The sequence below is a fragment of the Sulfitobacter geojensis genome (assembly GCF_000622325.1).
GTDB lineage: Bacteria > Pseudomonadota > Alphaproteobacteria > Rhodobacterales > Rhodobacteraceae > Sulfitobacter > Sulfitobacter geojensis.
This window is the reverse complement of the sequence record NZ_JASE01000005.1, coordinates 3,372,200-3,384,507: the sequence shown is the minus strand read 5'-3', so window position 1 is coordinate 3,384,507 and position 12,308 is coordinate 3,372,200. Positions and strand designations below refer to the sequence as shown.

Below are 12,308 nucleotides of genomic sequence, written 5' to 3'. Positions count from 1 at the left end.
CGCTGTCAGTTTTTCAAACTCGCCATTAGCCGGTGAAATTTTTCGCCCTGAACGGCCACATGACTGCGCAGGGCGTTGGCCGCGCGGTCCGCATCTTCGTTTTGCAAGGCACCGACAATTTCAAGGTGCTCGGCCATGGATTGATCCAGCCGCCCGCGAAACCGCAGCTGCATTCTGCGGTAGGCTCTTAGCCGGTTTTGCAACTGCAACGCCTGCTTTTCAAGATACCCGTTGGCAGAACCGCGATAGATAATTTGATGAAACCGTTCGTTTTCGTCGTAATACAGATCGTGATCCAGTTTTTCGACAGCCTGTTGGCAGTTCACATTCGCTTCGACCAGTTGTGCCAGCATATCCTCGGTGATCCGCGTGGCGGCCAGACGACCACAGGCGGCTTCGAGTTCGGCCATGGTTTCAAACATCTCCATCAGCTCGACAGGGCCGGGCTGGCGCACAAAAACACCGCGGCGCGGGATTTGTTCGGCCATGCCGGAGGCAACGAGCACGTGCAGCGCTTCACGGATGGGGGTGCGCGACACCTTGAACTGTTCGGCCAGTTTCAGTTCGTCCAGCCGCTCCCCATCGCGATAGGTGCCGGAAAATACCAGCTGTTCAAGCGTTTGAGCGATCTTGTCGGCGCGTCTGATGTCCATGGTGAATATCTATAGGGCGGCGCGGCTAAATGCGAGAGCGTAATTATTGTATACAATAAATTTGACTTGGAATGCAAGATATGGAAAACCTCTCGCAGTCGCATTGGAGCATTGAACTCCGGTCACATCCTGGGAGGGAACTATGAAGTCTAAGTTTTTCACAACCGCCGCCGCATTGGCCTGCCTGACGCTTGGCACAGCCGCACAATCAGAAACGCTGCGCCTGTCGCATCAATGGTCCAACAAGGACGTGCGCCATCAGGTGGCACAGATTGTGGCAGACGAAGTCGCCGCGGCAGATGTCGATCTGGACATTCAGATTTTCGGTTCCAAATCCCTGTTCAAGCCGCGCGAACAATATCGCCCGCTAAGCCGTGGTCAGCTGGATATGACCGTTCTGCCGCTCAGCTATGCCGGCGGTCAACAGCCTGCTTATAACCTCACGCTCATGCCGGGCATGGTCAAAAACCACGACCACGCCGCCCGCCTAAGTGCCTCGCCCTTTATGGAAGCGCTTGAGGAAAAAATGGCGGACGATGACGTCATGGTATTGGTACACGGCTATCTGGCCGGTGGATTTGTTGGCAAAGACAAATGCATCACGGCACCCGATGACGTGAAGGGCCTGCAAACCCGCGCCGCGGGCAAGGCGTTTGAACAGATGTTGGCAGGGGCAGGGGCCTCCATCGCGTCGATGGCATCGTCGGAGATTTACAATGCCATGCAAACCGGTGTTCTTACGGCGGCAAATACATCTTCGTCGTCTTTCGTGTCCTACCGGATTTACGAACAGGTCAAATGCTACACCCCAGCCGGCGATGTGGCCTTGTGGTTCATGTACCAGCCCCTGTTGATGAACAAAGCCAAGTTTGACGGGTTGAACGCCGATCAGCAAAAGGCCCTGCTGGATGCCTCGGCCAAAGCCGAAGCGTTCTATCTGGAAGAAGCCAAAAAACAGGATGCCGCATCTGAAAAAGTGTTCCGCGATGCAGGTGTCGAGATCGCGCAGATGACCGCCGAAGACTTTGACGCGTGGCGCGCGTTGGCGCAGGAAACGTCCTACAAAGCCTTTGTTGCTGATGTGCCTGACGGTCAAGAGCTGCTCGATATGGCATTGGCTGTCGAGTAAATCTGACGTCGGAAGGCTGCTTGCGCGGCCTTCCATCTTCTTCCCTTTCGAACATCCAAGGAAATGATATGGCGGGCTCAAGCTCAGCTGTCGTGGCGCGGACAGGCGACAATTTGTTCCTGCGCGTTGTGGCTGCTCTTTCAACTGTGGCGGGGTGGTGTTCTGCCGCGATGATCGTGGCGGCGGTCGCGATCACCTGTCAGATGATTTTCATCCGCTTTGTGCTGAATGGATCAACCGTTTGGCAGACCGAAGCGGTGATTTACCTTGCCATCGGCGCGACGCTGATCGGCTTGCCATATGTGCAGCGCCTGCGGGGGCACGTGAACGTCGATTTGATCCCGCTGATGCTGGGCCGGCGCGCGCGGTTTGTGATGGCGCTGTGCACCCTGTCGCTGTCAATTGCCATGGTCGCGATCATGCTATGGTACGGCTATGAATTCTGGCACCTGACGTTCGAAAAGAACTGGAAATCCGACACCGTCTGGGGCGTACGCCTGTGGATTCCATATGCCGCCATGCCCATCGGCTTTGGCCTATTCCTTTTGCAGCTGATCGCGGATCTTGTCGCGGTCATCTTGAAAATCGACACCCCGTTCGGCCTGGAGGACGTATAATGGATCCGCTTACCCTTGGCGGCATTGTTGCGCTCGCCACAATCCTCGTGTTGTTTTCCGGTGTCTCCGTGGCGCTGGGCCTGCTGATCGTTTCAACCGGCTTTCTGATGGTGTTTGACGGCATGCGTTCGCTTGAACTGCTGCCGGAAATCCTGTTCGGAAAACTGGATAACTTTGCCCTGCTGTCGATCCCGATGTTCATTATTATGGGGTCTTCAATTGCCTCCACCCGCGCTGGTGCCGACCTTTATGAAGCATTGGAGCGCTGGCTCACCCGTGTGCCGGGCGGGCTGGTCATTTCCAACCTCGGGGCTTGTGCGCTGTTCGCCGCCATGTCCGGTTCCAGTCCAGCGACCTGTGCCGCCATCGGCAAGATGGGCATCCCCGAAATGCGCAAACGCGGCTATCCTGACGGGGTCGCGGCAGGATCGATCGCGGCGGGCGGCACGCTTGGTATTCTGATCCCGCCCTCGGTGACGATGATCGTCTACGGGATCGCGACCGAAACCTCGATCGGCCGGTTGTTTCTTGCCGGTGTTATTCCCGGTCTGATGCTGGTGGCGCTGTTCATGGCATGGTCGCTTTATGCCACGTGGCGTTCTGGTGATCAGGAATTGTTGAACGCGACAAGCTATTCGTGGAAAGAAAAATTCGAAATCCTGCCACGGGTGCTCCCATTTTTGTTCATCATCGTCGGCGTTCTTTACGCGATGTATGGCGGTGTCGCGACGCCCTCGGAAACTGCTGCGGTCGGGGCGTTGCTGTGTCTGATCATCGCAATGGTGATCTACAAGCTGTGGAACCCGCGTGATCTGTGGATCGTTCTGCGCGACAGCACCAAGGAAAGCGTGATGATCCTGTTCATCATCGCGGCGGCAGGCGTGTTTTCCTATATGTTGTCGAGCCTTTACATAACGCAATCCATCGCCAACTGGATCGGCACGCTAGATGTGAACCCTTGGGTTCTGATGGGCGCGGTCAACGTCTTCCTGCTGATCGCAGGGTTCTTTCTGCCACCGGTTGCCGTGATCCTGATGGCGGCACCGATCCTGCTGCCCATCATCACCACCGCCGGTTTCGATCCGATCTGGTTTGCTGTTGTGCTGACCATCAACATGGAAATCGGTCTGATCTCTCCGCCGGTGGGGCTGAACCTTTATGTGATCAACGGCATCGCGCCTGATATATCGCTGAAAACCATCCTGACCGGTTCAATGCCCTTTGTCGGCTGCATGGTCCTGGCGATCGTCCTGCTGTGCCTGTTCCCCGGTCTGGCCACTTGGTTGCCGGATGCGGTGATGGGGGCCGCGCTATGAGTTTCTTTGGCGGGCTGATCTCGACCGTATTCGAGCGCCGGTATCGCGGGGCGTCATCTGTTGATGCTGCGGGGCGAACCATACCGGAGCTGGCCCAAGATCTGTTGGGCAGTCACGGCGAGGTGTCGGGTGGCACCTTGGCGCGATTAATCCTTGACCGTTACGCGGCGATGACGGCAGAGGAAAAGCGCGGATTCTTCGAATTTATGACCCATGGGCTCGAGATTGACGCAAAGGCCGTGACCGACACATTGCAAACCTACCGCGATGAACCGTCCAAGCGCAGTTACCGTGCCTTTGCGGCGGCCTGCGAACCCAAACGGCAAGAATTGATCCGGCGGTTGAACCAAGTGCCCGGGGCCACGGCGCGTCTGGTGGCGATGCGTGAGGATTTGCTGAAGTTGCTGCGCGCACATCCCGCGCTTGAACCGCTGGACGTGGATTTCCAGCACTTGTTTTCATCATGGTTCAACCGCGGTTTTCTGGTCCTGCGTCCGATCAACTGGGGCAGTCCGGCGGATATCCTTGAAAAGATCATCGCATATGAGGCGGTGCATACCATCGACAGTTGGGACGATCTGCGCCGCCGGCTTCAACCCGGTGACCGGCGGTGTTTCGGATTCTTCCACCTTGCCATGGCGGGGGAGCCGTTGATCTTTGTCGAGGTGGCCCTGACCAAGGGCATTCCGAATTCGGTTCAGGATCTGCTGGCCGGCGGACGTGACGCAATTGAGGCTGAAGAGGCGGACACCGCCGTATTTTATTCCATTTCGAACTGTCAGGCGGGGCTCGCAGGAATTTCCTTTGGCAATTCGTTGATCAAACAGGTCGCGGCCGATTTGTCGCGCGATCTGCCTTCGGTAAAAAACTTTGTCACCCTGTCGCCGATACCGGGGTTGAACAAGTGGTTGGCGACCGCTGACGTGCCGACGGTCACCGCGGAAAACCAACGCGCATTGGCGGCGCATTACCTGTTGGAAGCAAAACGTGGTGATGGGATGCCGGTTGACCCTGTTGCGCGGTTCCACCTTGGCAATGGCGCGGCACTGCACGCGGTGCACGCGGGGGCAGATGTGTCGGAAAACGGCATGGCGCAGTCGGGCGGTGCCATGGTAAATTACCTCTACGACCTGTCGCAAATCACATCGAACCACGAACATTTTGTCACGGACAAAACGGTTGTCGCTTCGTCAGAAGTCCGGGCGCTGAGCGCGACGATCGAAACGAAACCTTGAAGGAATAGAGCAATGGCGAACCCGCTTTTTGACACACTCTTTGGCAAGCATGCTGGCAACCCCGCTGTGTTCCTGCATCTGGCTGACGGGCAGACCATTACATATGACGGGTTTCTCGCGATGGCGGCGCAATATGCCGGATTGATCTGTGATCTGGGGCTGACGGCGGGCGACCGCTTGGCAGTGCAGATTGCCAAGTCGCCGCAGGCCTTGGCGGTTTATGCCGCTTGTGCGCAGGCAGGCGTGGTGTTTCTGCCGCTCAACACCGCCTATACGGCAGACGAGGTTTCCTATTTCGTTGAAAACAGCGGTGCAGGTCTGTTGCTCTGCGATCAAGGCAAGGCCGAAGGGCTGGCACCCGTGGCGCAGGCTTGTGGTGCGCAGCTGGAAACGCTGAACGCAGATGGCACCGGATCGTTCAGCGACAAGGCCGCCGCGATGCCGGTGCAGTTTGAAACGGTTGCGCGCAGCGAGGATGATCTGGCGGCCTTCCTTTACACCTCCGGCACGACGGGGCGTTCGAAAGGGGCAATGCTGACGCAGGAAAACCTGTTGTCGAACGCGCGGGTCTTGGTGGATGAATGGCGCTTTACATCAGATGATGTGTTGCTGCACGCCTTGCCGATCTTTCACACGCACGGGCTGTTTGTTGCGTCCAACATCACATTGCTGGCAGGGGGGCAGATGATATTTTTGCCGGCGTTCAAACTGGATGACATCATTGCGCAGCTGCCCAAGGCGACGACGATGATGGGCGTGCCGACCTTTTATACCCGTCTGTTGGGCGATGCGCGCTTTACCAAAGCGCTGGTGGCACACATGCGCCTGTTTGTATCGGGTAGCGCGCCGCTCCTCGCAGAAACGCACGTTCAGTTCGAAAAACGCACTGGTCTGCGGATTCTTGAACGTTACGGGATGACAGAGACCAACATGAACACCTCAAACCCTTACGATGGTGAGCGGCGGGCGGGAACCGTTGGATTTGCCTTGCCCGGCACTGAAATCAAGATCACCGACAGCAAAACCGGCGCGACCCTTCCGCAAGGAGAGATCGGAGAGATCGAGGTGCGCGGCCCCAATGTGTTCAAAGGCTATTGGCAAATGCCCGAAAAGACTGCGGAGGAGCTGCGCGAGGATGGATTTTTCATCACCGGTGATCTGGGTCAGATGGATGCGGATGGCTACATCAGCATTGTCGGACGTAACAAGGATCTGATCATTTCGGGGGGGTACAACATCTATCCCAAAGAAATCGAATTGCTTCTCGATGCGGCTGAAAACGTGCTGGAAAGCGCGGTGATTGGCGTGCCGCATCCCGATTTTGGCGAAACGGTGGTTGGAATACTGGTGGCCGAAGGGAACGTCGCGCCCGATCTGGAGGCGATTAACGCAAGCGTCAGCGCGTCGCTGGCACGGTTCAAACACCCGCAGCGCCTGATCGTGCTGCCGGAATTGCCGCGCAATACGATGGGCAAAGTTCAAAAGAAAGCGCTCCGCGAGCAATTTAAGGATCTGTTTACGGCTTAGGCAATATCCGGGCTGTGTCGATCCTGATCGCATGACAGGGGCCTGCCGGCTTTGTTGCGGTCGGCCCGTTGCACGGGCTTGGCTGGCAAGGATCGCCCGTTGGATGAACAATAATTTGCTCTCAGGATTGCAAAACGCGGCGACAAGCGGATGAGAATCATATTAACCTGCACGGAACCGGTCAGATCGCCTTCGTTGACCGGTGTGAAAATTATTGGACAAACAAGGGCAAATAAATTTTCAGGGGGACACATTGGCGCACGTTACTGTGTTGCGGCCTTTCGAGCGCTCTGTTACATCGCCCCTGATTTAGACGTCTTGAACCGATTCAAGCCGCGCCAACTAACCGGTGACGCGACCTGTTCGCATATCCGACCTGACAGAATGAGAGGATGGACGTGTCCGAAACAGCTTCGATTTCCACCGGCATCGCACAGCGTTACGCATCTGCTGTCTTTGACATTGCCAAAGAGGGCAAGCAGATCAAAGCGATTGAAGCCGATCTTGACGCCCTGCAAGGCGCAATGTCGGACAGCGATGATTTCCGCAACTTGATCCAGTCACCGATCTATACCCGTGCAGAACAGGGTGTTGCGGTCGCAGCATTGGCCAAGAAGATGAAAATTTCGTCAACAATGACGAATACACTGGCATTGATGGCGTCCAAGCGCCGTCTTTTCGTGCTGCCGCAACTGGTCAAGGCCCTGCGCGAGGCGATTGCATCTGACAAAGGCGAGGTTACCGCCGAAGTCACGTCGGCCAAGGCATTGACCAAGGCACAATCAGACAAGCTTGCCAAATCGCTTAAGGCGAGCACCGGCAAAACCGTAACACTTCAAACGTCCGTCGATGAAACTCTCATCGGCGGTCTTATTGTCAAAGTGGGCTCCAAGATGATCGACACGTCGATCCGCGCGAAGCTCAATTCCCTCCAGAATGTAATGAAAGAGGTCGGATAAATGGGTATCCAAGCAGCAGAAATTTCTGCAATCCTGAAAGACCAGATCAAGAATTTCGGTCAAGAAGCCGAAGTTGCCGAAGTGGGTCGTGTACTTTCCGTCGGTGACGGTATTGCGCGGGTTTACGGTTTGGACAATGTTCAGGCTGGCGAAATGGTCGAATTTCCCGGCGGCATTCAGGGCATGGCCCTGAACCTCGAAGCGGACAACGTTGGTGTTGTTATCTTCGGTAATGACCGTGATATTAAAGAAGGTGACACCGTCAAGCGCACCAACTCCATCGTGGACGTGCCAATCGGTAACGGTCTGCTGGGGCGTGTTGTTGACGGTCTGGGTAACCCCATCGACGGCAAAGGCCCGATCGCATCCACCGAGCGCGGCATCGCCGACGTTAAAGCGCCGGGCATTATCCCGCGTAAATCCGTTCACGAACCAATGTCCACAGGTCTGAAATCTGTCGACGCGATGATCCCGATCGGCCGTGGCCAGCGCGAATTGATCATTGGTGACCGTCAGACCGGCAAAACTGCTGTTGCTCTGGACGCCATGTTGAACCAAGCGCAGGTCAACGCCGCTGCTGAAGGCGACGAAGGCAAAAAGATGTACTGTGTGTACGTCGCGATTGGCCAGAAGCGTTCGACTGTTGCGCAGCTTGTTAAAAAGCTCGAAGAAGCCGGCGCGATGGAATATTGCATCGTTGTTGCCGCGACCGCGTCCGAGCCTGCACCGATGCAGTTCCTCGCACCCTATGCTGCGACAGCCATGGCGGAATTCTTCCGCGACAACGGCCGCCACGCTCTGATCATCTATGATGACTTGTCCAAGCAGGCTGTATCCTATCGTCAGATGTCCCTGCTTCTGCGTCGCCCACCAGGCCGCGAAGCTTATCCTGGTGACGTTTTCTATCTTCACTCCCGTCTGCTTGAGCGTTCCGCGAAGCTGGGTGATGACGCAGGCAACGGCTCTTTGACAGCTCTGCCGATCATCGAAACCCAAGGTGGTGACGTTTCTGCGTTTATTCCGACAAACGTGATTTCGATCACCGACGGTCAGATCTTCTTGGAAACAGAATTGTTCTACCAAGGCATCCGTCCTGCTGTGAACACCGGTCTGTCGGTTTCACGTGTTGGTTCATCCGCCCAGACCAAAGCCATGTCTTCGGTTGCCGGTCCGGTGAAGCTGTCCCTCGCTCAGTACCGCGAAATGGCTGCTTTTGCGCAGTTCGGTTCCGATCTGGACGCCGCGACACAGCAGTTGCTGAACCGTGGTGCGCGTCTGACCGAGCTGATGAAACAGCCACAGTACGCGCCATTGTCGAACGCCGAAATCGTCTGCGTCATCTACGCAGGCACCAAAGGCTACCTCGACAAGCTGCCCGTGGCCGAAGTGGGCCGCTGGGAACAGGGCTTGCTGGCACATCTGCGCGGCAAACACGCCGACCTGCTCAAGGACATCACCGACAACGATCGCAAGGTGAAAGACGAGCTGGAAGACAAAATCAAAGCAGCGCTCGACTCTTACGCCGCTGACTTCGCTTAAGGAGAGATAGCCAATGGCAAATCTCAAAGTCCTTAAAAACCGGATCGCGAGCGTCAAGTCGACGCGCAAGATCACGAAAGCCATGCAAATGGTTGCCGCGGCGAAACTTCGCCGCGCGCAGGAAGCTGCCGAAGCCTCCCGTCCTTACACAGAGCGTTTCAACGCTGTGATGTCGGGGCTGGCGGCGAGCGTAGGCGGGTCTGATGCCGCACCCAAGCTGCTGAGCGGCACCGGGTCGGATAAGGTCAACCTACTGGTTGTGATGACGTCAGAACGCGGCTTGTGCGGTGGTTTCAACACGAACATCGTGAAGAAAGCAAAACTGCACGCGCAGCAACTGCTTGCCGAAGGTAAAGAGGTGAAAATCCTTACCGTTGGCAAAAAGGGCCGTGACCAGCTGAAGCGCGATTTTGCCGACCATCTGGTCGGGCATGTCGATATGACCGAAGTCAAGCGCCTGAGCTATGCTGATGCGCAGGGCATTGCCAAAGACGTATTGAACCGTTTTGACGCCGGCGAATTCGACGTCGCGACGCTGTTCTATGCGAATTTTGTGAACGTGGTCAGCCAGATTCCTCAAGCACAGCAGATCATTCCTGCGTCGTTTGAAGAAGCCGGCGAAGGTGACGCGGTCACGACGTTGTTCGATTATGAACCCTCCGAAGAAGCAATCCTTGCGGATTTGCTGCCCCGCGGTGTCGCGACGGCAATCTTCTCGGGGTTGTTGGAAAACGCCGCGTCCGAACAGGGCGCACGTATGTCAGCGATGGACAACGCCACACGCAACGCGGGCGAGATGATCGACAACCTGACAATCGAATACAACCGTTCACGTCAGGCCGTCATCACAAACGAGCTGATCGAAATCATTTCCGGCGCGGAAGCGCTGTAAGCAAAACCGGAGAAACGACATGGCAAATGCAGTCGGCAAAATTACTCAGGTCATCGGCGCCGTCGTTGACGTGCAGTTCGAAGATAACCTGCCAGAGATCCTGAACGCTCTGACTACAGACAACAACGGCTCACGTCTTGTGCTAGAAGTGGCACAGCACTTGGGCGAAAACACCGTGCGTACCATTGCGATGGACGCGACCGAAGGTCTCGTTCGCGGTGCTTCCGTGACAGACACAGGTGCCCCTATTCAGGTGCCAGTTGGCAAGGCCACATTGGGTCGCATCCTGAACGTGACCGGTGACCCGGTTGACGAAAAAGGCGCGGTTGAGACTCAGGAAACACGCGGTATCCACGGCGAGGCACCTGCCTTTGCCGAGCAGTCCACCGAAACCGAAATCCTGACCACAGGCATCAAGGTTATCGACCTGCTGGCCCCCTACACCAAGGGTGGTAAAATTGGTCTGTTCGGCGGTGCCGGCGTTGGTAAAACAGTTTTGATCATGGAACTCATCAACAACATTGCGAAGGTACACTCCGGTGTGTCCGTGTTCGCGGGTGTGGGTGAGCGTACACGTGAAGGTAACGACCTTTACCACGAGATGATCGAATCCGGTGTTATTGTTCCCGACAACCTGGTCGATTCCAAAATTGCACTGGTCTACGGCCAGATGAACGAACCTCCCGGTGCGCGTATGCGGGTTGCCCTGTCCGGTCTGACATTGGCCGAGCAGTTCCGCGACGAATCCGGTTCCGACGTTCTGTTCTTCGTGGACAACATCTTCCGCTTCACACAGGCCGGTTCCGAAGTTTCCGCTCTGTTGGGTCGTATTCCTTCTGCGGTTGGCTACCAGCCAACACTGGCGACCGACATGGGTGCGATGCAGGAACGCATTTCATCCACCAAGAACGGTTCGATTACATCGGTTCAGGCCGTATACGTTCCTGCGGATGACTTGACCGACCCTGCACCTGCGACATCCTTTGCGCACCTTGATGCGACAACGGTTCTGGATCGTGCGATCTCTGAAAAAGGCATCTACCCTGCGGTTGACCCACTGGGTTCCACATCGCGCCTGCTTGATCCACAAATCATCGGTGAAGAGCACTATTCTGTTGCGACCGACGTTCAGCAGATCCTTCAGCGCTACAAATCGCTTCAGGACATCATCGCGATCCTCGGCATGGACGAACTGTCGGAAGACGACAAACTGGCCGTGTCACGTGCACGTAAGATCGAACGCTTCCTGTCACAGCCGTTTGACGTTGCGAAAGTGTTTACGGGTTCCGACGGCATCCAGGTGCCACTGGACGATACAATCGCATCCTTCAAAGCGGTTGTTGCCGGTGAATACGACCACCTGCCCGAAGGTGCCTTCTATATGGTTGGCGGCATCGAGGACGTGAAGGCGAAAGCCGAAAAAATGGCAGCTGACGCAGCCTAAGGGAGACTTGAGCAATGGCAGACACGATGCAATTCGATCTGGTGTCGCCTGAACGGCGGCTGGCCTCTCTTCAGGTCACATCCGTCCAGATTCCCGGCGCTGACGGCGACATGACGGCGATGGAGGGGCACGCCCCCACCATCACCACATTGCGCCCCGGTGTGCTTTCGATCGAAGGTCCTGACGGGCATGACCAATACGTCGTCACGGGTGGCTTTGCCGAAATCCGCGCCGATGGCGTTTCGGTTCTGGCCGAACGCGCTGTGCATCAGGGCGACATGACGCAAGAGCACCTCGACGAGATGATGGAAGAAGCCAAGACCATGTATACAAACGCGAAAGAAGCGTTTGAGAACGAACCCGGTCCGGTGGATGACGCAGCCAAGCTGTTGTCTGACATGGTCGCGATGGGGGATCACATGGGGCTGACTGCCAAGCAGTAAGCAGCTTTCGACCTGAGTAAATTGAAAAGGCTCCGCATCACGCGGGGCCTTTTTTACGTTTTGATATCCCTCGTTTTGCCGCCTTTGCGGCCCAGTCCTGCCGTGCTTGGCCACTAATGCTGGCCCTCTGATCAAAATTTGCGAGGTCCGATTATGCGAACGCTTCTTTCGGCAATTGCCTTGATACTTCCCACCAGTACGGGCGCACAGCCCTATAGCGAAAGCATGGCGGATTGTGCGTCGGTCTATCAGAATGCGGCGCAATGGGTGAATACCGATGAAAGCGCGGATAAATTGATGCACGCCGCGATCCAATGGGCAGAGGCAGCAGTGACCCAGTCCAAAGCAGAGGGGGCACCGGTGTCGTCAGATGTGATCTGGCAACGGATCGACGGGAAAACCGAGAAATGGGAAGCCAAAGGCGGGGCGGTGTTTTTCTCGCAGGAGTTTCGGGACTGGACGCAGTATTGCCGCAAGTTCGCCAAGGCGCGGGGTGTTTCCATCACCCCGTGAATCCGCTTGCCCGGATCATGCCGCGGCCTCTTTAAGACCGG

General features: G+C 56.4%; 12 protein-coding genes. 11 read left to right on the top strand and 1 reads right to left on the bottom strand.

The window, feature by feature from the left end; genetic code table 11:
- Window positions 1–5: 5 nt before the first annotated feature.
- Window positions 6–653, bottom strand: a complete 648-nt coding sequence (locus Z947_RS0118530) for a GntR family transcriptional regulator (protein WP_025045775.1) — start codon at window positions 651–653, stop codon at window positions 6–8.
- Window positions 654–795: 142 nt separating this feature from the next.
- On the opposite strand from Z947_RS0118530, the gene dctP reads away from it, so the two are divergent.
- The 11 genes from dctP to Z947_RS21275 all read left to right on the top strand — a co-directional run bounded on the left by dctP (window position 796) and on the right by Z947_RS21275 (window position 12,267).
- The gene (dctP, locus tag Z947_RS0118525) at window positions 796–1,782 is read left to right on the top strand and encodes a TRAP transporter substrate-binding protein DctP (RefSeq protein WP_025045774.1); all 987 of its coding nucleotides are present in this window, start codon (window positions 796–798) and stop codon (window positions 1,780–1,782) included.
- A 68-nt stretch (window positions 1,783–1,850) separates the two neighbouring features.
- Complete coding sequence (locus tag Z947_RS0118520; RefSeq protein ID WP_025045773.1) at window positions 1,851–2,399, top strand: TRAP transporter small permease; 549 nt, start codon at window positions 1,851–1,853, stop codon at window positions 2,397–2,399.
- On the top strand, window positions 2,399–3,715 hold the full coding sequence (locus tag Z947_RS0118515) for a TRAP transporter large permease (protein WP_025045772.1): 1,317 nt from the start codon (window positions 2,399–2,401) through the stop codon (window positions 3,713–3,715). The genes Z947_RS0118520 and Z947_RS0118515 overlap by 1 nt, the downstream gene beginning before the upstream one ends.
- Complete coding sequence (locus Z947_RS0118510; RefSeq protein ID WP_025045771.1) at window positions 3,712–4,950, top strand: malonyl-CoA decarboxylase; 1,239 nt, start codon at window positions 3,712–3,714, stop codon at window positions 4,948–4,950. The genes Z947_RS0118515 and Z947_RS0118510 overlap by 4 nt, the downstream gene beginning before the upstream one ends.
- A 12-nt stretch (window positions 4,951–4,962) precedes the next feature.
- Window positions 4,963–6,477, top strand: a complete 1,515-nt coding sequence (locus tag Z947_RS0118505) for a malonate--CoA ligase (protein ID WP_025045770.1) — start codon at window positions 4,963–4,965, stop codon at window positions 6,475–6,477.
- Between the two features lie 398 nt (window positions 6,478–6,875).
- Window positions 6,876–7,436, top strand: coding sequence for a F0F1 ATP synthase subunit delta (locus tag Z947_RS0118495; RefSeq protein WP_179453258.1), 561 nt, complete (start codon window positions 6,876–6,878; stop codon window positions 7,434–7,436).
- Complete coding sequence (atpA, locus tag Z947_RS0118490; protein WP_025045767.1) at window positions 7,437–8,975, top strand: F0F1 ATP synthase subunit alpha; 1,539 nt, start codon at window positions 7,437–7,439, stop codon at window positions 8,973–8,975. It abuts the gene before it with no gap.
- 13 nt (window positions 8,976–8,988) lie between these two features.
- Window positions 8,989–9,867 (top strand): F0F1 ATP synthase subunit gamma, encoded by an 879-nt coding sequence (locus Z947_RS0118485; RefSeq protein ID WP_025045766.1) that lies wholly within the window; start codon window positions 8,989–8,991, stop codon window positions 9,865–9,867.
- Window positions 9,868–9,886: 19 nt separating this feature from the next.
- On the top strand, window positions 9,887–11,311 hold the full coding sequence (gene atpD / locus Z947_RS0118480; protein ID WP_025045765.1) for a F0F1 ATP synthase subunit beta: 1,425 nt from the start codon (window positions 9,887–9,889) through the stop codon (window positions 11,309–11,311).
- Window positions 11,312–11,325: 14 nt separating this feature from the next.
- Complete coding sequence (locus Z947_RS0118475; RefSeq protein WP_025045764.1) at window positions 11,326–11,754, top strand: F0F1 ATP synthase subunit epsilon; 429 nt, start codon at window positions 11,326–11,328, stop codon at window positions 11,752–11,754.
- A gap of 153 nt (window positions 11,755–11,907) precedes the next feature.
- Window positions 11,908–12,267 (top strand): hypothetical protein, encoded by a 360-nt coding sequence (locus tag Z947_RS21275; RefSeq protein ID WP_025045763.1) that lies wholly within the window; start codon window positions 11,908–11,910, stop codon window positions 12,265–12,267.
- The last annotated feature ends 41 nt before the right edge of the window (window positions 12,268–12,308 follow it).

Excerpts from the sequence above, each read along its gene's own strand:
- Z947_RS0118510 (WP_025045771.1), top strand. The coding sequence starts at position 3,712 with ATGAGTTTCTTTGGCGGGCTGATCTCGACCGTATTCGAGCGCCGGTAT.
- Z947_RS0118515 (WP_025045772.1), top strand. The coding sequence starts at position 2,399 with ATGGATCCGCTTACCCTTGGCGGCATTGTTGCGCTCGCCACAATCCTC.
- atpA (WP_025045767.1), top strand. The coding sequence starts at position 7,437 with ATGGGTATCCAAGCAGCAGAAATTTCTGCAATCCTGAAAGACCAGATC.
- Z947_RS0118505 (WP_025045770.1), top strand. The coding sequence starts at position 4,963 with ATGGCGAACCCGCTTTTTGACACACTCTTTGGCAAGCATGCTGGCAAC.
- Z947_RS0118485 (WP_025045766.1), top strand. The coding sequence starts at position 8,989 with ATGGCAAATCTCAAAGTCCTTAAAAACCGGATCGCGAGCGTCAAGTCG.
- Z947_RS0118520 (WP_025045773.1), top strand. The coding sequence starts at position 1,851 with ATGGCGGGCTCAAGCTCAGCTGTCGTGGCGCGGACAGGCGACAATTTG.
- Z947_RS0118530 (WP_025045775.1), bottom strand. The coding sequence starts at position 653 with ATGGACATCAGACGCGCCGACAAGATCGCTCAAACGCTTGAACAGCTG.
- Z947_RS21275 (WP_025045763.1), top strand. The coding sequence starts at position 11,908 with ATGCGAACGCTTCTTTCGGCAATTGCCTTGATACTTCCCACCAGTACG.
- Z947_RS0118475 (WP_025045764.1), top strand. The coding sequence starts at position 11,326 with ATGGCAGACACGATGCAATTCGATCTGGTGTCGCCTGAACGGCGGCTG.
- dctP (WP_025045774.1), top strand. The coding sequence starts at position 796 with ATGAAGTCTAAGTTTTTCACAACCGCCGCCGCATTGGCCTGCCTGACG.
- atpD (WP_025045765.1), top strand. The coding sequence starts at position 9,887 with ATGGCAAATGCAGTCGGCAAAATTACTCAGGTCATCGGCGCCGTCGTT.